Annotated in this window: 16 protein-coding genes and 3 pseudogenes; 1 reads left to right on the top strand and 18 read right to left on the bottom strand. The window is 44.9% G+C overall.

Going from position 1 to position 18,701, the window contains the following annotated elements; genetic code table 11:
* Nucleotides 1–11: 11 nt before the first annotated feature.
* From VSQ62_RS31760 to VSQ62_RS31730, 7 genes and pseudogenes are all read right to left on the bottom strand, one after another.
* Nucleotides 12–2,426, bottom strand: a complete 2,415-nt coding sequence (locus VSQ62_RS31760; RefSeq protein WP_334638724.1) for an ABC transporter permease — start codon at nucleotides 2,424–2,426, stop codon at nucleotides 12–14.
* 185 nt (nucleotides 2,427–2,611) lie between these two features.
* Nucleotides 2,612–3,271 (bottom strand): annotated as a pseudogene (locus VSQ62_RS31755) (ABC transporter ATP-binding protein); the annotation flags it as partial.
* Nucleotides 3,272–3,353: 82 nt separating this feature from the next.
* Nucleotides 3,354–5,747 (bottom strand): ABC transporter permease, encoded by a 2,394-nt coding sequence (locus VSQ62_RS31750; RefSeq protein WP_334638723.1) that lies wholly within the window; start codon nucleotides 5,745–5,747, stop codon nucleotides 3,354–3,356.
* Between the two features lie 88 nt (nucleotides 5,748–5,835).
* Nucleotides 5,836–6,870 (bottom strand): sensor histidine kinase, encoded by a 1,035-nt coding sequence (locus VSQ62_RS31745; RefSeq protein WP_334638722.1) that lies wholly within the window; start codon nucleotides 6,868–6,870, stop codon nucleotides 5,836–5,838.
* Nucleotides 6,867–7,556 carry a response regulator transcription factor gene (locus VSQ62_RS31740; RefSeq protein WP_334638721.1) on the bottom strand — a complete coding sequence of 230 codons (690 nt, stop codon included), beginning with the start codon at nucleotides 7,554–7,556 and terminating at the stop codon, nucleotides 6,867–6,869. Before VSQ62_RS31740 ends, VSQ62_RS31745 begins: the two co-directional genes overlap by 4 nt.
* Nucleotides 7,557–7,640: 84 nt before the next feature.
* Entirely contained in the window at nucleotides 7,641–7,841 is a 201-nt protein-coding gene (locus VSQ62_RS31735) for a helix-turn-helix transcriptional regulator (protein WP_016220965.1), read from the bottom strand.
* Nucleotides 7,842–7,844: 3 nt separating this feature from the next.
* On the bottom strand, nucleotides 7,845–8,513 hold the full coding sequence (locus VSQ62_RS31730; protein ID WP_286082718.1) for a DUF3796 domain-containing protein: 669 nt from the start codon (nucleotides 8,511–8,513) through the stop codon (nucleotides 7,845–7,847).
* Between the two features lie 84 nt (nucleotides 8,514–8,597).
* On the opposite strand from VSQ62_RS31730, the gene VSQ62_RS31725 reads away from it, so the two are divergent.
* Nucleotides 8,598–9,419: a MerR family transcriptional regulator gene (locus tag VSQ62_RS31725; RefSeq protein ID WP_016220967.1), complete on the top strand. Its 822-nt coding sequence runs from the start codon at nucleotides 8,598–8,600 to the stop codon at nucleotides 9,417–9,419.
* A 7-nt stretch (nucleotides 9,420–9,426) separates the two neighbouring features.
* Here the strand turns inward: VSQ62_RS31725 and VSQ62_RS31720 are convergent, their stop codons facing one another.
* The 11 genes and pseudogenes from VSQ62_RS31720 to VSQ62_RS31670 all read right to left on the bottom strand — a co-directional run bounded on the left by VSQ62_RS31720 (nucleotide 9,427) and on the right by VSQ62_RS31670 (nucleotide 18,677).
* On the bottom strand, nucleotides 9,427–9,729 hold the full coding sequence (locus VSQ62_RS31720; RefSeq protein ID WP_016220968.1) for a type II toxin-antitoxin system RelE/ParE family toxin: 303 nt from the start codon (nucleotides 9,727–9,729) through the stop codon (nucleotides 9,427–9,429).
* Entirely contained in the window at nucleotides 9,722–9,985 is a 264-nt protein-coding gene (locus tag VSQ62_RS31715; protein ID WP_016220969.1) for a type II toxin-antitoxin system prevent-host-death family antitoxin, read from the bottom strand. The genes VSQ62_RS31720 and VSQ62_RS31715 overlap by 8 nt, the downstream gene beginning before the upstream one ends.
* Nucleotides 9,986–10,058: 73 nt before the next feature.
* On the bottom strand, nucleotides 10,059–10,934 hold the full coding sequence (locus VSQ62_RS31710) for an ABC transporter ATP-binding protein (RefSeq protein WP_286082716.1): 876 nt from the start codon (nucleotides 10,932–10,934) through the stop codon (nucleotides 10,059–10,061).
* A 41-nt stretch (nucleotides 10,935–10,975) separates the two neighbouring features.
* Nucleotides 10,976–12,493 (bottom strand): ABC transporter permease subunit, encoded by a 1,518-nt coding sequence (locus VSQ62_RS31705; protein ID WP_286082714.1) that lies wholly within the window; start codon nucleotides 12,491–12,493, stop codon nucleotides 10,976–10,978.
* Between the two features lie 85 nt (nucleotides 12,494–12,578).
* A complete protein-coding gene (locus VSQ62_RS31700) occupies nucleotides 12,579–13,760 on the bottom strand; it encodes a HAMP domain-containing sensor histidine kinase (RefSeq protein WP_334638720.1) in 1,182 nt (393 codons plus the stop codon).
* A pseudogene (locus tag VSQ62_RS31695) lies at nucleotides 13,748–14,116 on the bottom strand (winged helix-turn-helix domain-containing protein); the annotation flags it as partial. The gene VSQ62_RS31700 and the pseudogene VSQ62_RS31695, both read right to left, overlap by 13 nt.
* Nucleotides 14,117–14,281: 165 nt before the next feature.
* Nucleotides 14,282–15,742, bottom strand: coding sequence for a transposase (locus VSQ62_RS31690; RefSeq protein ID WP_334633611.1), 1,461 nt, complete (start codon nucleotides 15,740–15,742; stop codon nucleotides 14,282–14,284).
* A 45-nt stretch (nucleotides 15,743–15,787) separates the two neighbouring features.
* Nucleotides 15,788–16,102: pseudogene (locus VSQ62_RS31685) on the bottom strand (response regulator transcription factor); the annotation flags it as partial.
* Between the two features lie 82 nt (nucleotides 16,103–16,184).
* On the bottom strand, nucleotides 16,185–16,553 hold the full coding sequence (locus tag VSQ62_RS31680) for a hypothetical protein (RefSeq protein WP_016220979.1): 369 nt from the start codon (nucleotides 16,551–16,553) through the stop codon (nucleotides 16,185–16,187).
* An 11-nt stretch (nucleotides 16,554–16,564) separates the two neighbouring features.
* Nucleotides 16,565–17,791, bottom strand: coding sequence for an ABC transporter permease (locus VSQ62_RS31675; RefSeq protein WP_334638719.1), 1,227 nt, complete (start codon nucleotides 17,789–17,791; stop codon nucleotides 16,565–16,567).
* A gap of 1 nt (nucleotide 17,792) precedes the next feature.
* Nucleotides 17,793–18,677 (bottom strand): ABC transporter ATP-binding protein, encoded by an 885-nt coding sequence (locus VSQ62_RS31670; protein WP_016220981.1) that lies wholly within the window; start codon nucleotides 18,675–18,677, stop codon nucleotides 17,793–17,795.
* Nucleotides 18,678–18,701 lie beyond the last annotated feature (24 nt).

Here is an 18,701-nt window from a genome sequence, read left to right as displayed (position 1 = left end):
ATCTCCTTTTTTCAATCTTCCCTAATCGCAGACAGTATACTTGTTTTCTTTAATTCTGACCTGGCATATACAGAAAAAGTCAAATATATGACCGCCAACACAGCTGCCAGGGCCAGCAGGAATATCCATGGCAGTTTCAGAGTAATGCAGTGGTTCATCATATCCAGCTGTCTGCATACAATGACGCTTAAAATGCTGCCGCAAATAAGGGATATTGCCAACGAACCGCCAAGATAGATCCCAATTTCTCTGTCCAGCATTTTATTTAGCTGGTTCTTCGTTGTTCCCACAACCTCAAACAGACCAAATTCACATTTTCTGCTCTGGAAATCAACCAGAAACATGTTCATCAGGCTGATACTTCCAAAGATAAATAAAATGGCTGAAATCATATACATCGCCCTGATAGACGAATGATATCTGTACTGAATGTTGGCAATCGTCTGCTCAACCGCATTTACCTCTATTGTCCCGTTCCTGTCCGCTATCTTGCGGACTGCATCCAGAACCTCCTGAAAATATCCGTCGGAAGCTTTCACGGCGAGGATGCCTGTCTGCTCTGTGATCCCGGTCAGTTTTTTTGCCGTATCATACGTCATGATAAAATAAGGGCTTCCCGGTACAACCGGGCTGTCTTCCATCAGATCGGCCCTGTTGTATGTCCCGACTACGACAGCTTCTATATCAAAGCTGCTGCCGTCTGAAGCCCTTCCCTCGATTTTTAAGGTATCTCCAACTTTAGCCGTTTCTTCTTCCGCTAATATTCCGTTTCTTGCAGCCATATCATCATAATCTGCCGTTCCGTCAGATAAAACGGTCTGCTTCTCTTCTACCTGTTCCCGGTTTAAGGTCGGGAAAAAGTCGGTAATGCTTGTAATTGACCCGCTTCCGCCCGGAAATGTTATGGTCATATGGATACAATCGCATTCCGTAATTTTCTCTATTCCATCTATTTCTTCCAATTCCTGAAGCAACGTCTGGCTTTTCAGCGGATTTCCCTCCAGCTGCAGCTTTGAGCTTCCGTATGGCTCCGACTCCTTATCAAACGAACTTCCCACCGTATTTTTTATCTGTATCAGGATGTTCCCATAGGGATAGTACTTGAAGTTCGCCTGTTTTTCCGGATCAACCGAACCGGCAGCCGTGGAGGTAACCAGCAGAAACGCCCCACTCATTCCAAGCATGAAAAGTGTCAAAACTGCTTTTTTTCGATTCCTCTGTATATTCATTTTGGCTAAATTGAACGGTGTAAATCTCCGGTGCAGCCCCCGGCTGTTCTTGACCTTCCCTGTATACGCAAGATACCTCGTACCCTCTACCGGGGACGTATGCATTGCCACCCGTACAGGCTTAAATATCGCAATATTCACGGTCAGAAAAGCTGCCGCCGCAACCAGAACGGCATAAAGAACTGCCGTTTTCACACGAAATCCATCGGGACAGCCGGCAAACCCGATCAGAATGCCAAATACAAGCCCCATCGGGATCCCCATCAGGGCATACAAACGCCCCTCTTTCCCTGCCATCCTTTTCATCTGCTTTTTTGTCATTCCAATCGTCCGCAGCCGTCCGAACATTTGAACATTCTTTACAATCTTTGTATAAAAAACACCATAAACAATCGTCGCGGCCAGAACCGCCGTCAGCGCGGCCAGAACCGGGACCGGAATGGGAATCCCGGATTTTATTGCCCCCGACATAACCGCAAAATATTCTGTAAGGTTGATCTGTTCTTTTACAATGCCCGTATCCTGTATGACCTCTTCGGCAAAGTCAAGAATTGCCCCTGAGCTTATGGCTTTCGTATTCAGTCTTGTATATGCGGTTACCTGAAACATATCTTCTGATAAACTGCGCGCAAGTTCTTTATTTACATAGATGAAATATCCGTCGCTCTCTTTTGTATCATTCAGGATGCCCGAAAGTATATATTCTGCCTCCTGACCAGTTCCGGTCAGGTCAAGCGAAACCGTATCGCCTGCCTGATAAGATTTTCCCAGATAATCTATATAATTTTGCGGCAGCATGATCTCATTCACTTTTTGCGGAGTATTCCCCTGCAAAGTCTTTTCTTCCTGATGCAGGAAATAATCCTGGTTCCCATATGCAACCGTGATGGTCTTGCTATCTACATAAAACAGGCCGATTGCAGAGTACTCGCCAATCCATAAAACATCTTCCTTTTCAAGCAGCCGCTCCGACTGCTCGTCTGTAATTCCCAAAATGCCAATCTGCGCTTTGTTTCTCTGGGTATTTTTATATTTTTCCTGTAAGCCTGACGAAATCAAAATAATGGAAAAGACCATGCAGACAGAAAGCGCAATCGTAAAGAGCAAAAGCAGCCTGCTTCTCTTATCTGCCCTCATGCTCCTGTTTGCCAGTTTCTTTACAACAGAGCTGGTATCGTTTTCAAAAGGCCATGTCATGATCTGCCACCTCCCCTGCGAGGCAGCGCCCTCTTTCCGGTTCCTGGCAGCATTTCGTCAGAAGGCTTTCCTAAATCGCGTCGCGCCTGCCTTCCTCCTTTACAAGGCTGCGCCCCCTCACTAGCGTTCGAGGGCAAGTCGTCGGAAGGCATTTTTAAAGCGCTTCGCGCTTGCCTTCCCCCTCCAACAATCCTACCATCCTCAATTCGGACTATGCGGTCGGCAAGCTGGGCTATCTCGTTGTTGTGGGTGATCATCACAATTGTCTGGTTGAACTCCATGCTGGTGCGTTTCAGAAGCCCCAGCACATCGGCGCTGGTCCTGGAATCCAGATTGCCGGTCGGCTCGTCAGCTAAAATGATAGCTGGTTTGGTAATCAGGGCACGTGCGATAGCGACACGCTGCTGCTGCCCGCCAGAGAGATTGTTCGGCATATTATTAAGCTTATCTTCCAATGCAAGCATCTCCACAATCTCATCCATGAATTTCTCATCTGCCGTGTCACCGTCCAGTTCCACAGGCAGGACAATATTTTCATAGACATTCAGGATCGGGACAAGGTTATAGTTTTGGAAGATAAAGCCGATGTTGCGGCGGCGGAAGATGGTCAGCTCCTCATCATTCTTTTTCGCCAGCTCGTCCCCGCGGACAATGACACTTCCGGAGGTAGGCGTATCCAGCCCGCCCATCATGTGGAGCAGGGTGGATTTGCCGCTTCCGGAGGTCCCTACCACCGCCACAAACTCCCCCTGTTTCACAGACAGGCTGACGCCGTCCAGGGCGCGGGTGATATTGGGCTCGCTGCCATAATACTTTTTCAGGTCGATTGTTTGTAATACATTCATAATCAAATACTCCTTTTCCTGTTAATAAGGACATTGTAAAACTCAAATGTCCGCGAAATGTTACAGCAGCAAAAAAATACACTTATCGCAGAGCTTCCATCATTGATAACTTGCTTTGCTGCTTTAAGGCGCCTGTTGTAATCAGCACACTACATAAAATAACAATCGCACAATACAAGATTGTAATACACAATGGAAATTGATAATTCAAATAGCTCATTAGGTTGTTTTTCAAAAATGAGCAAAGAACATATCCAATTCCTCCACCAATTATCACAGATAATACAAGTCCCATGCCGACTACGATCAATCCCTCTTTATGAACCATCACGGATAATTGTTTTTGAGACATTCCCACTGAACGCATGAGAGAAAATTCCTTGCGCCTTACGATAATTCCCGTCAAAATTGTATTTAACAAATTCATCACAGAAAAACAACCAATTAAAACAATGGCTATTGCAAGGGCTAACTGTGTTCCCTGCAGGAAGTTTTCATTCTGGGCAATCGCAGCAGAAAGTGAATCCACACTCAGCCGCGGGTTATCTGATACAATTTGGTCTATTTCATTTTCTGCCTGCTGTCCAAAAGAATCCTCTACACGAATCACATACTGATATGTTAAATTGTTGTGTGCGATTTTTTGCATGGAATCAACCGGCAATAACAGCATATCTATTTTATCGCCATTATTTCCAATCTTACTTTCGTCAAGAACTGCCGCAATCTCAAATTCCAGGTTCTCCGTATGCTGCCCATCAAAAATCTTCAGCGTTACAGACAAGCCAGCCTCTGGATGAATACCAAAATACTTCTCAAAGTCACCCGGCCTGCCAATCACCATCTGATTCTTAGATGCCATTTGCTCATAATCTGATATTTTTCCATTTAAGAGACAGCTTTGCAGCAAAGTCATATCTGCTTTCTCAAATCCTACAATTTCAGCATCTGATTCCAGAGCCTGCAGATCATAGGAGACTGGGAGATGCTGATCATTCATAATCTTTTGCACACCTGATAATTGCGAGAGTTCTTTTTCTACTTTCTCCGTAAAAGGACTTGATTCCTGCAAAATCTCTAAAGGATTTTCCATTAGCTCCTGATTTGAGATTTTTAAAACGAACTGTCCTCTTGCAAATCCAGATAAAGACATATCTTTTGCATTGATAGAAGAAAGGACAGAGGATAAACCTGACAGCAGAACGCCAGTCAAGACAAGAGAGGCGACTGTCAGTATATTCTTTTTCTTATAACGCAAAACTTGATTTACTGCCAAAGACCCCGGCGTTAGTTTGTGCTGCCTATGTTTACATTTAGGCAACTTATTTTGTTCATAGCGTGAAGCCTCTATGGGTGAAACGGTCGCTGCTATTTTAGCAGGTTTTTTGATGGACAGGCGTACAGTGGCATAGGTTAACACAACAACAATTGGGCATATCCATAGTACATTCCATAGCCCAAATCCATGTGGAATTAAAATATAAGCCACTACAATTCCCGCAATTAGTCCAATAGGTATTGCAGGTAACATCAGCAAAGTTCCCTCCCTAAGAACAAGTCTTTGAATCTGTTTTGCTGTCATCCCTATTGTGCGAAGCTGTCCATATTCTTTAATTGAATTGATAATGGAAATATAGAAAATGTTGTATATTACCAAAATACCAGCGATTACGATAACAACCAGCCCGGCAACAGCCGCCAGAACCATCGATACCGAAGGCTGGCTAAGATTCAAATACGCTTCATTATAAGAAGGATCCGCTTTACAGCCTGCATCAGCCGCTATCTCTGATATTAAGTTTTTTACATCCCCAGAGTTCGTCTTTGCATCTAAATTTACACGAAGCATTACTGCCGGTGAAAAGTGATTCCATCCATCCATTTCTAAAAAGTATTCTTCAGAAACCATAGCCCCATATAATGAACGGTCAGTGCCTTTCGCCCCTGTTTTCAAGTATCCTGTTATAATAAAGGATTTTTCCTGGGCGTTGTTTGGATCTGGCAATAGAATGGTATCTCCAATTTTTGCATTTATCTTCTGTCGAATTAAATACTCTTGTTCAATCAGTATTTCATTCTCTTTCTCTGGCATTTTCCCCTGGTCAACAGACAGCCCATTTAATGTAAGTGCATCATTGTTGGAATATGAAATATTAAGACGATCATTTCCAGATTTAACACTGCCAATAGAAGCTGTGAATCCGCATAAATCCACTCGCACATCATCAGACAATTCTTGATATTGTTCTTTTTCTATGCCGGAAATAAGAGCATGATAAGACCCTGTTATGTTATTGCCTCCATTTTGGTTCACTGTAATAATTCCAGAAACCAGAAGCAATACGGATGCCATCAAAAATGTTGCTAATGAAATTGCAATAATCGTAAAAATTTTCTTCAAACGCTCTTTCTTTAATTGAGCAGACGCTAATTTTTTAATAATAACGCTGGTGTCATTATCAAAAGGCCATGTCATAGCCGGCCACCTCCTTACTACTTTTCCTGTTGATAAGGACATTGTAAAACCCAAATGTCCGCGAAATGTTACAGCGACAAAAAAATTTCTATGCTCTGCTGGGAAGAAAAACCGAAAACGTCGATCCCCTGCCGACTTCCGAAGTTACTTTCATGTAACCGCCCTGCTTTGTGACAATCTCACGTGCCAGATAAAGGCCGATGCCTACCCCTTGTTCTTCGTGCACTTCCTCCTCCCGGTAGAAACGCCGGAAGATAGACGCCTGATTACTCTCCGGGATACCTTTACCGGTATCGGATACATTAAGCTTCACATACATTTCCCATTGTTCCGCTGAAATTCGGATTGCCCCTCCCCTCGGAGTATATTTTACCGCGTTATCCAGCAGATTGAATAAAGCCTCCGCCGTCCACTTGCTGTCATGGGAAAGGCGAAGGCCATCCGGACAGTCCACCGTCACGGAAATGTCCTTTTTCTCCGCTTCATATACAACACCGCTGCAGGCAACCGCCAGCGTATCGATCAGCGGAGCCTCTTTCTTTTCTAACCGGATTGCCCCGGTTTCCAGCCGTGAAGTCTTCACAAGAGCCTGAAAGAGAAATTCCAGCTTGTCTGTCTGGCTGCGGATGCCCTTAAGGAACTCCCGCCGCGCTTCTTCTGGGACCGGCCTGGTAAGCAGCGTGTCCGTCACCATCTTCAGGTTGCTTACCGGTGTCTTCACCTGATGGGAAATGTCTGACACCAGCATCTGTAGCTCCTGGCGTTCCACATCTACTTTCCGCCGGTTCTCCTGCATGATACCGTACAATCGCGACAGGCGGTAACTGATACGGGCAAAGAGTGTTTCACTGTCTGTCACTTGCACAGGCTCTTCGCTCCCGCTTATCATCCGGTCCATTACCCGGCACAGCTCTCCTGTAAAGACAGAAAGCCGTTTACTGAAAAACAACATCAGAAGGAACTGCCAGATGACGGCACAGGCTGTTAACAGGATACCGGCTGTCAGCACCCATCTTTCGCCTGTCATGACAAAGAGAACTGCACAGACCGACAGCATGGAAGCTGTCATACCCCCGCAGAGCAAAAGAAATGTCCTTTTTACCGAGATCCGCCCCAGATTCATTTTCTCTCGCCTCCCATCCACTGATATCCCATTCCGTAAATCGTCTTAATATACGTGTCGCCCTCTGCCTCAATCTTGCCCCGGATCCGGCTGATGGAGGTTGTCAGGGTGTGTTCATCCACATAATTTTCCTCTGCGTCCCACAGTCTTTCTAAAAGCCGCTGCCTAGTGAGGATCTGTTTCGGATTCTTGCAGAACAGATACAGCATCTTATACTCCATGGGAGAAAGGGTAAGGGACTTTCCATTGAGTGCAGCAGATTGTTCAGAAAAATCCAGAAACAGCCTGCCATCGTCATAAAAATCCTTAGTAACCCCCCGGTGTTCCAGCATGGCGAACATTGCCCGTATCTTCCGAAGCAGCGCCTCAATGGAAAAGGGCTTGGTGATATAATCTACCGCCCCGGCTTTATACCCCCGTATCTGGTCGCTCTCCTGGTCATTGGCAGTCAGAAAAATCACCAGCGTATCCGGACTCTCTGGCTTTATGAGCCTGCACAGGTCATAGCCATTACCGTCCGGCAGGTTGATGTCCAGAAGCACCAGGTCAAATTCCGTCCGGGCTAAAGCTTCGGTAGCTGTATCTGCATTCAGAGCCGATACCGTATCGTAACCCTCCGAAATCAGGTTATAAGTCAGCGTTTTATTTAAAAGGGCGTCGTCCTCTACCAGTAAAATTTTCTTCATGTCCATTCTCCTTTACGACATTATTTTGCCATTCATTATATTTTAACAAAAAAATGTCCGCGAAATGTTACAGCGGACAGATTTTTATTCAAAAATAAAAATTTCTTCAATCGGAGCTTCTACAACCCTGGAAATATCAACCGCCAGCTTCAAAGACGGGTTATACTGCGCTTTTTCCAGGCGCATGATGGTTTCCCGGCGCACGCCTACTTTTTCCGCCAGCTGCCCTTGCGTCAGGTCTTTCATTTGCCGGTATTTTTTTAATCTGCATTCAAATTCTGCCATATCTTATTCCTCACTTTCATCTGCCAGGTCGTCATGGTCATACCTGTACAGCAAATATTCAGAGAGGAAAATCCCCAGAGCTAACGCAACGGAAAGGGTGATAATTGTAGCAATCAGAGTATATTCAAGACTTCCAAAAAGTTTTCCCTGACAGAGAATGATCAGTGCAACAAGCATGATAGAAAACGAAATTCTATATGCTTTCAGCCTAGCGCGAACCATATTCTCGCGGAAGCGCTCATCCATAAATGTTCCTGACATCCTTCCCTCATAATAAAAACCAAAGAAGCCAAAGAAAAGGAAAAAGGCAAATGGAAAGACAGAGCCATCCGCAGAGTATGTAAAGAAACCAGCAAAACCCAAAAACCCCAGTACTCCTAACCAGCCCCACTTTGGATTGACCTTGCGCGTGACGCCTGTTTCTTCCACCTGTCTCTGCTTTTCACCCGCATAGACAAAAAGCATGACAAACAGAGAGATTACATAAATGCAAATGAGAAAAATCGAAAGAATCATCGGCAGATCTTTTGCGCGAAATACATAATCTTTAAAATCCATGGGAACTACCAGGCGGGAATCATTGAATGTAACCGCATACCATGTCGATAGAAACAAACTCAAGACACAAAAAATCCCACAGCCAATCCAAATCTTCATCTTGTTCGTTTTCATAGTACTCCTCCTCTTGCTTTTCTCTGCTATATGCCCTATAATAATCCATACAGAAACTGTACGGTCAATAGGGAGAATGAAAAAATGGATAAGAGGAGTAAACTGCTTACTATCGGCCAATTTGCGGCACTGCATGGCATTAATAAAAAGACTCTGATGTGGTATGATGAGATCGGGCTCTTCCATCCGGCGGCAATCGATCCGGCAAACGGATACCGGTATTATAATTATCACCAGAGTTCTGTATTGGAAACTATCCTGCTTCTGCGGGAATTAAATGTCTCGACGGAGGAAATACGGATATTTATGCAGAATCGTTCCGCTGCCAGTATGGAACAGCTCCTGCTGGAAAAGATAGAAGACGTAGATCAACAAATCGCGCATCTGAAAGCAGTCAGGAAAACCTTGTCTTATCACTGCCAGAATATGCAGACACTTAAGACCATGGATTTATCCGAGATCAGCCTGGTAGAGAAAAAAGAACGCTGCCTGGTCACGGTAGATATTGAGATAGATACCCCATTTGACAAACTGGTGGAAATGATCATTGGGGAAACAAAGAAATATCAACTCCGCCGTCTGCATGATGCCTCTTATGGAACCATGATCGCCGTGGAAAGCCTGCGCCGTGGAAATTATGAAGGTTATTCCAGCCTTTTTATTGAGATCCCTTTTCCCATAAAGAAAAAGGGGCTGCATATACAGCCCGCCGGAAGATATATAAGAGCGTTCTATCAGGAGTCTCCCGAAAACGCAATCACATGCTACCAGAAAATATTTGATTTTACCAGTGAAAACGGATTTATATTATCCGGGTTTTCCTATGAGGTCATCATCAATGAAAATGTGATCGGCCGGACGGAGGACGCCGTTGTCCAGATTGAAATTCCCATAGAAAAAATATAGCGAAAGGTTAAAATTCACTTCCGCTATATTTAACTGTGAGCACAGCAACTATTTTTTCAGCATCCAATACTTCATAGATAATAATGTAACCAGAAACAAATAACTGACGATATTCTTTATGAGCATAGAACCCATATTTACGTTCCGCTCCACGATAAGGCTGCTCTTCTAAGCTGAAAATCGCATCTTCAAGCCGTTGTGCCAGCCTTAATGCATTGTCACCGTAATTATCATTAAGAAGTGTCTGTTCATAGATTTTGTCTATATCACGATAAGCCTGCGGAAACATCTTAACAGTATATTTATCCAAAATGTTTCCTCCTCAATTCACTTAGGGCCTCTCTTGCATCTAACAGTTCTGCCCCTTTTGACACCTCCTGCTCCGCCTCCAGAATTGATTTGTCAATTCTGTTCATGTTAATCAATTCATCATAAGCTTCTATGCTCATGACCACCAAATCTCCATACCCATTTTTTGTAATAAACACCGGCTGCTGCTGCTTATGACAAATTTCAGATATCGCGTTTGTATCTCTAAGTTCCGTAATTGGTTTAATTACTGGCATTTAAACGCACCTCCTTTGTACATAATAATAACATTATTATGCGCATTTCGCAATACGCATATTCTTATTACAATTACGGTTCCTTATTTGCGATATAAATATAAGCATCCTCAAGCGTTGCCTCACAGGGGCTGCATTTCGTCCGGGGCGGTGCGGCGCTTATCAATCTCACGTGCAATTCATCTCCCACATACTGTTTTGATGAAACATGATATCTTCTTTCCAGTTCCCGCGCTTCCCCTTCATCTTTTGTTTTGCAGATCCAGACATGCCCTTTTGCCTGATTAAGCAGTTCCCTCATATTTCCTGAATAAAGAAATTCCCCTTTTTTCATAACTGCAAGCTGATTGCAGGTCGCTGTCAGGTCTTCCACCACATGGGTGGAAAATAAAACCGTACGTCCTTCCGAAAAATCAACCAGAAGATTCCGGATACGGATACGCTCCTCCGGGTCCAAGCCTGTTGTGGGTTCATCGACAATCAGAAATTCCGGCTCATGCAAAAGCGCCTGAATCAGACCTACCCTCCGTTTCATGCCGCCTGATAACTGTTTCATCTTCTTTCTGCGATGCCCGGACAGGCTTGTTTTTTCAAGGTAATACTGGATGCGCTTCCTACATGTCTCTTTGGGTATGCCGGAAAGGTCTCCCATGTATTCCAGGCATTCCTGTACGGTCAGGCTCGGGTACAGGTCAATCTCCTGGGGCAGATATCCAATTCTTTTCTGTATTTTTTCATAATTCCCTTCACTGTAGAGCATACCATCTAACGTTACCGTTCCGCCAGTCGGCGATAACACCGTCGTAAGCACCCGCATCAGCGTTGTTTTTCCTGCCCCGTTTTCCCCCAACAGCCCAAAGATACCTTCGGGGATTTCCAAATTTGCATGATTGATCGCTGTTACCTTATTCTTAAATGTGACTGTTAAATCCTCTATCTTAATTCCCATAATCCTAACCTCTTTTCTTTACAATACATTTATGGCTATAATCACCTGTCTTGCCGCTTCATGATTCCAGGCAATGCCGCCGCTGCCAGGATTCCAATACAAATACAAACCATTTTCCCATATATCCAGCGAAAATCGCCGCCGTCTTCCAACTCCCTGAATGTATAGGAAAACAGATTCCATACTCCGAGATATTTGTCGCCAAAACTGGAATTCGTAATCAGCCACAGTATCAGGCAGCCGCCGATCCCCACCCACATATTCCGGAACAGGCAGGAAAGCAGATTCGATAAAAGCCCCCAGAATCCAAGAGTAACAGCGACAGCCGCAACATAGATGAGAAACCGGCCTATCTCACCTGCCGGTCCTTCTGTTCCCATTCTGTCCGTTCGTGGATTCTGGAACAGAAAAAACAATCCATATCCGGCGGCTGCAACAAACAGCAGAAATACTTCCTGTATCGCCATCCTTCTGTAAATAGCGCAAACTCTCCTTTTCATTGGACATAACCGCCAGATTTCTGACCGTCTGCTGATAATTTCCTGGGTATAGGTATCTGCACAGAAGGTCAGGGCAAGCGCCGCCATCGGCGCCGGAGACGTATCAAAAAACCCTCCCGGAAACCGCACCATAATCGCTAACGGTCTGCCGTCATATCCATAAATGCCCTCCGCATTCCGGCTTCCCATATTGGAATACACGATGTAGAGAAGCAAAAGCGGCACCGCAGGCAGCGGACTTTTACATAACAGTGAAACCAGACTGTAGACACTTACAATCATCAGCATATTCGGCAGGATATATAGGCAGGTTGCTAATAGAAAGTCTGACAGGCGCACCGTGAATCCGCTGTCCCCCGCTGATACAAGGCATAAACCAAAGAATATCAGATTCAGAATTGCCAGTATAATCAGACAGACCGTGAAACCGCCGCCCACTTTCCCGGATAGGTATTTTCCTGCGCTGACAGGCTTTGTATGGAGAAGCTCATAGGTATTCCTCCTCGTATCCTGCATAAATAGCATGGATAATAAAACAGTTGCAAAAAATCCCATGAACAACCCTGCAAAATCGGCAAACTTTCTGGAAAAATAGTAGGAAAATGTCTTATTTTTCAATTTCCCTTCAATAAAAGCATTGATCTCTTCACGGGTTCCTTTGTGATAGGCCGTATTCACATACTCGTAATGTGCATCGTAGAAACCGTATTCTTCCAGATGTCTGCTCGCTTCTGCAATATCCATTCCTTTCATTTCGTCAATCACAGACTGAGCCTTGGCATCCTCCATCTCAAATTCGGAAACCAGGATTTCCCGTATCCGTTCCTCCCACATTTTCCGCCGTGGCTCCTTCTCTGTCGGCACATATCCGTCAAAAACATCCCCATCCCGATGCATTTCCGGATAGTCATTCACAATGGTTTCCCCTTCCTTAAGATAATGGATATCCAGATAGGGGCCTGTATCCTGGAATATCATCCAGACACCGACTGCAATACCAATCCAGAACAGAGGATTTTTCATGTAATTTCTTACCTCTCTTTTCAAAATCGACCACATAATTCCGCCTCCTTATTCTTGATAGCTCTATTGTAGAAGCGAAATATCAACAGAAAGACAATAAAAAGAAAAAAAGCCGGATCACTTACGCAATCCGACGGAATATCGCTGTCACCACAGCCCCTCCCTGTTCATCATTTCCCAAAACCAGTCTTCCCCCATGCTTTTCACAATACAGCCTGCTGATATACATGCCCATTCCCGCGTGCTTTAAGCTGTCCTTCACATTCTGCCCGTAGAATGCTTCCGTAATTTTCTCCGCGTCTTCCCGGAAGCCCCCGCCGTCGTCCCTAACACAAATGCTTAATTCAGAATATCCTGTCTTTACCAGGATCACAATCTGTTGTTTCCCATAGCGGAAGGCATTTGACAGCAGATTTTCCGTAACCTCCAGGATTACTTCCTTATCTCCGCAGAATACTTCCCCTGATTCCGGCACTTTAAGCAGACATTGTTTCCCATACTCCTTTTTCAGAATGGCAAGCTCTGAGCAGATATCTTTCTCCAACTGCCCGGCAGAAATATCCCCCGGAACCAGCTCCCGGTTTTCCAGGCTGCTCATTTTCCGCATGGTCTCTACAAACACGTCCATTCGCTCGATCTGGCGCCCGCTCTCTGACAGCATCTCCATCGCCTGTCCCAGATCGATATCTTCACCCGGTAGGTACTCCGTCAACATTTCCTGATACCCTTTCAAAACGGACAGCGGAGCGCGTATATCATGGGCGATAGCCGCCCTTAACATCTTTTCCTCCTCAATCGTTCTCCATAAGATCTGATTATTCCTGGCAAGCGCCTCCCGCATCCGCTCAAACTCCTTACAGAGTACGCCCATCTCATCCTGATTCTCATAGGCAATATGAAAGTCCAGGTGATTTCCGGCAATCTTCTGCGAAGCCTGCGCCAGTTCTTCCATCGGCATTTTCAGCTTGTTCCGGTAAAAGAGGAACACCGCCCCGCAGCTTCCCGCCATGGACAGGATCAGCACCGTATACGTCTGTAAGAAATCACAAAGCTCTGATACAAAATAATCGGACCGTGTCATCTCATAAGCGCCCGGCCTTGGAATATCCGCCACATAATCAGGGCCTTCTTTTTCCACAGCTTCAAAATATGCGTCTTCATCCACATACTTCCACCAGACCTGCCTCTGCGTCTGTCCTGCAATCCTGACAATGACTGCCGAGAGGATAAAACTTCCAAGTAAAGCAGCCGCCATATACAAAAGAATCGTTTTTCTCACGGAAAGATTTCTTATTTTGTCCATCGGTATCCCATCCCCCATACGGTTTCAATGTACTCCGTTTCTGTATATTGCCGGAATTTCTTTCGGATTCTGCGGATCAGTTCTGTAATCACCCTGCTGTCGCCCTCCGCGTCATATCCGCAGACCTTCTCATAGATCCTGTCCTTATCAAAGACCATTCCCGGATTCATGGCCAGGAACTCAATGATTTCGTATTCCAGTTTTGTAAGCTCCAGATATTCCGCATGGATCTGCACGGTCTTTGCCTTATAATCAATCGCTAATTCACCCGAAAAGCAGCATTCTGTCTTTTCTCTGCGGCGCACCTCCCGTTTCAGGTGCGCCGTAATCCTTGCGTCAAGTTCCTTCAGACTAAAGCAGCTCTGACGCTTAAATTTATACTTACACTCTCAGAGTACATTGGATTTTATTTTCTCATTTTGCTTTATCAACGCAATCTTATTTAAGCCATAAAATCCCTGTATTCTGCTTTTTTAACTTTTGTTGTTATCTGCTCCTTCACCACCTTTCCACATGGTCCTCTATATCAACCGTATTTGTATCTTTTTAGCGATCTCTTCCTTGTATTCTCTCAATGGAGTCTCTTTCATGGATTCCAGTATCCTCCTGTGCTTTTGCTCCCTACTCTGCTTTACCTTTTTCCATATTTTTTCCCAAGCCTCCATGATCTGGCTGATCATGTGCCCAATCTGGATCAGATAATAATGGTTTTTCAGTGCCTGATAATTCCTGCTGTACTGGTGTTCCAGATGGTATCCCTGCCTTTTCTGCGCGTTGAACCCATCATTCTCGATTCTCCATCTCATCCTTCCGCGCTCCACCAGTCCTGCCACATTTTTTCTGGTGATTGGCAGATCTGTGAGAAACCAGAATTCTTTCCGGATCGTTTCTGCTTTTCCCTTTTTCCTGCCCTTTTTGCAGATATGCTCCCCGCTTTCTCCATACTCTGCCAGATTTACCTGATGTCCTTTATAATCTATATCTGTCACGTAATCATACCATTCCTTCCCAGTCTGTGTTTCGCGCTCCTGGTAATTCTTCTCCATTTCTTTCAGTTCTCTGTATTCTTCCCCAATGCTCGGGATGCTCCCCTCCTTATACCGCAGGATATACCGCCAGTTTTTTCCTTTGCATCTCTCAAAGAAACCTTCACAGGCATACAGACTGTCCCCGCACAGGCAGATCGGCAACCTTGGAAACGCTTTTTTCAGCTTTTCCATTAAACGCCAGCAGGCCTTCCTTTCACAGTCCTGTTTCTCCATTTCTTTTCCCTCTTCATTATCCACAAATTCCGTCTGAATACTGATCAGGATTTTCGGATGCAGTACCAGCTTTGCTTCCAGCACATAATAATAGTTCTCCTGATACTCTTTTTCCGTCCCCTTGTTATGGGTCCGGTGCAGGCTTTTCCCATCCAGTTCCCTCCGGCTGCTGCAAAGCTGCGTTCCATCTATGATCACCTGCCAGTACTTGCCCCTGATTCGCATATTTTCAAAAGCCCGGCTGCAAAGAAGCCTGCTGCAAAGGCGGTTTAAGATGTCCTGCAATTTTTCCGGATCTACTTTTTCCAGATACCGGTTGATGGTTTCCCAGTAGGGAAGCTCCTCCACGGTCTGTTCCTCCCCGGATAGATGCCAGATGTTTTTGATCATTTCACTGGAATTGAATTCTTCACTTGTTTTCCTCATACTGCTGATGTAAAATAGAGAAGAAAGGATACGGGTCATAAGAAGTAACACAGCAGGATAGGTAATATAGCTCTGGTTTCTGGGATCTGGAATCTGTTTTAACAGGGGTAAAAGATCTGGGAAAAAATGCCGGATTAGCTTGGCTAATTCACATGCAAGGTTCAACTGTTCCAGGTGTTCCCTAACCTCTTTTCTTCTGATTTTTATTCTTGCTTCATAGTAAAACCTCCTCTCTTTTATGGTGGTGCGAAAAAATAGTTGTTTGGTTACTTCTATTATCGCGCATCTTCCCATAAAATGGGAGGTTTTTTTATTAATTTTTTTTTAAGCGTCAGAGCTGAGACTAAAGGGCTTTAAAATATAGTCGTCGCCTCCCGAAGAAAGCCCGTTCACAACGTCCTGCTCTTCCACCCGTGCAGTCAGGAACAAAACAGGGCAGGTTACTTTATCCCGTATCATCCGGCATACCTCTATCCCGTCAATGTCCGGCATATTTACATCCAGAAGTATGATATCCGGCTTAAGCTTTATCTTGTTTAACCCTTCTGTTCCATTTTCTGCCGTAATAATCTCATACTTTTTTATCTCAAAATATTTCTTCAGCATCCTGAGAAGTTCGGTATCATCATCAATAATCAATATCTTGTAGGCCATTTTTGCTCCCTTTCCCCAATATCCCCTGCCAGCGATTAAAGATGATTATACTACACAAATCACAACAAATAAACAATGAACCCTATTCCATCTTTTTTATCTCATATACGGTCGGGTAATAATAGGGTGTTTCTTCTGTAAATGCATCCTTGAGTTTTACTGTAACTGCATTCCCTTGTTGAAAATCATCAATTGACAGTTCTTCCCCATCTTTACCAAGCAGTTTTGTATCTTCGCTAATGCCAAGTGAATTGACCGGACTGCCGTAGACTTCTGTTGTCCGTTCGATCACCAGCCGAATCTCTCCATCCGGCTGTGTGACAGTTTCCTGGACAATGGCCTTAAATGATTTTTCAGACCATCTGGGGGACTGGCTGACCACCGTTACGCCAACGACAATGGCCGCCAAAATTATCATAATGCCTATAACCATTCTTTTTTTCTTTCTCATACATTACCTCCTTACGCAACCTGATGTTTCTTAAATCCCAACCTTGCTAACGACAACATAATTACAGTTAAAACAGTATAGAGTACTGCCCTTACGGTGAGTACATCAAAAACCATACCGCCGAATTGATACGAAATATATTTGCCAAATTCCGGCATTGTCGAACGGTAGGGCAGTAAAAATAGCAGCAGATTATATGCCCCTGTGGTTCCGTTAGGCGTTAAGAACATAGGGATGAACAGGAGCGGGACAAGAATAATCAGCACAGCATACGGGCTTTTCATCTTTGCGGACAAAAGAAGCGTCACCCCGATCATTGCAAGCAGTACCAGGTAAATAACGCCAATATTTATTAACGCCGCCTGTAAAAATGTGTATGGGTAAGGGATTGTGGTATTTGCAATCTGAAGCGGCAGATTCCATCCATCTGTCCCAAACGCTGCAAGCGGCAGGCCGCACGCCACAACAACATGGAGGATAAATGCCGCCGTTCCAAATAAAAGCGATGCTGCGATCTTTGCTGTCGTCAGCTTTGTCTTCCCATACTTTGCAGACAAGATCACCGCATCCGTTCCCGCCTGGTATTCGCCGGAAAAGACAGGGGCAATCACAATGCAGATGGCCAGCAATGCAAACATCAGAAGCTCAAAGCTGCTTATAATGATCTCCCATCCCCCATGATATCCATACTGCAGCGGTATACCTACCTTGTCAGCCATACCTCCCCAATACTCTTTTTGCTCATCGGTCAATGCCCGGGACGGACTGTCGAGCAGGGTCTGTATCTTCCCTTTCATCGCCTGGTAAAAGGGGTTTTCCTCTTTTACCTCCACCTCAGGAAGATGATTGTAGCCCCAACTGTCATTTGGGCTGCTGTAAGTATCGGCAATCAGGTTCAGCAGTTTTTCCCTTGGCGCAACTCCGTTCCAATAGGCGTCGCCGACTAAGAATTGCTCGTTTCCGTCCGTTCCGACATTATCCGGATCTTCAAACAACCCCTGCACTTCCCGGATTGTTTCGGCAACATATTCTTCGGATAAAGGGACAGATAAATCTGCAAACTGCTCCTTTTCATACGCGATCCCCTTTGCCCCTTTTATCACGCCGTCCTGATTGTAGATCTGGAACTGTATCATGGGCAACCCGAAAAGGAATCCTGTCAAAACCAGACTGACCGCCATCACGATTAACGTATATTTTTTACGCAATATTTTCAAAAACTCATATTTTACCAACATATTACCTTTCCTCCTGTTGTTCAGCTTCTTCCCCAAAATGATACAGAAATAAATCTTCCAGGCTCGGCTCCACAGCCTGTGCATCTTCCCCCGGCGCCGTTTCCTCTATCATGCGTAACCTTACCATATTGTTTTCATGGTGAAGATTCACAACAGAAAATTTCCTGCTGTATTCTGCCGCCGTCCTTTCATCAACCAAAAGCTCCCATACCTTGCCCCTGATACTGTCTGTAACCGTACTCATCGGCTCCTGCAGAAGAAAATGCCCCTCCTTCATCATCAATATGGTATCCGCAATATAAGAAACATCCGAAACAATATGTGTGGACAGAATCACGATCTTTTCTTTTGCAAAATCAGAGATCAGATTGCGGAAACGTACTCTTTCTTTTGGGTCAAGCCCTGCCGTAGGCTCATCCAGTATCAGAATAGCCGGGCTGTTCAGTTCTGCCTGCGCAATCCCCAGACGCTGCTTCATGCCGCCGGAGTAGGACTTGATCTTCTTATCCGCCACATCAGAGAGATTGACCATATGAAGCAGATTTTCTGTCCGTTTTTTTGCCAGTTTTTTATCAAGGCCCTTCACTGCCGCCATATACAGCATAAATTCGCGGGCGGTGAAATCCGGATAAAAGCCAAAATCCTGCGGCATATATCCCAAATGGGTATAATACTGCTCGCCTAACTGTTCCACCGTCTTTCCATTCAGGCAGATACTACCCGAAGTTGGTTTCAAAACGCCGCATATCATCCGCATGAGCGTCGTCTTGCCTGCGCCGTTTGCGCCAAGCAGCCCATATATCCCCGGCGCTAAATTAGCGCTCACATTGTTGACGGCACATTTCTCACCGTACTGTTTTCTTAAATCCTGTAACTGTAATTCCATATAAAACCTCCTCGTATAATAAGT

Origin of the sequence: Sporofaciens sp. JLR.KK001, from assembly GCF_036941055.1 — a bacterium.
Taxonomy (GTDB): Bacteria; Bacillota; Clostridia; order Lachnospirales; family Lachnospiraceae; genus Sporofaciens.
The sequence above is the reverse complement of the archived record's forward strand: the minus strand, read 5'-3'. Positions and strand labels throughout refer to the sequence as shown.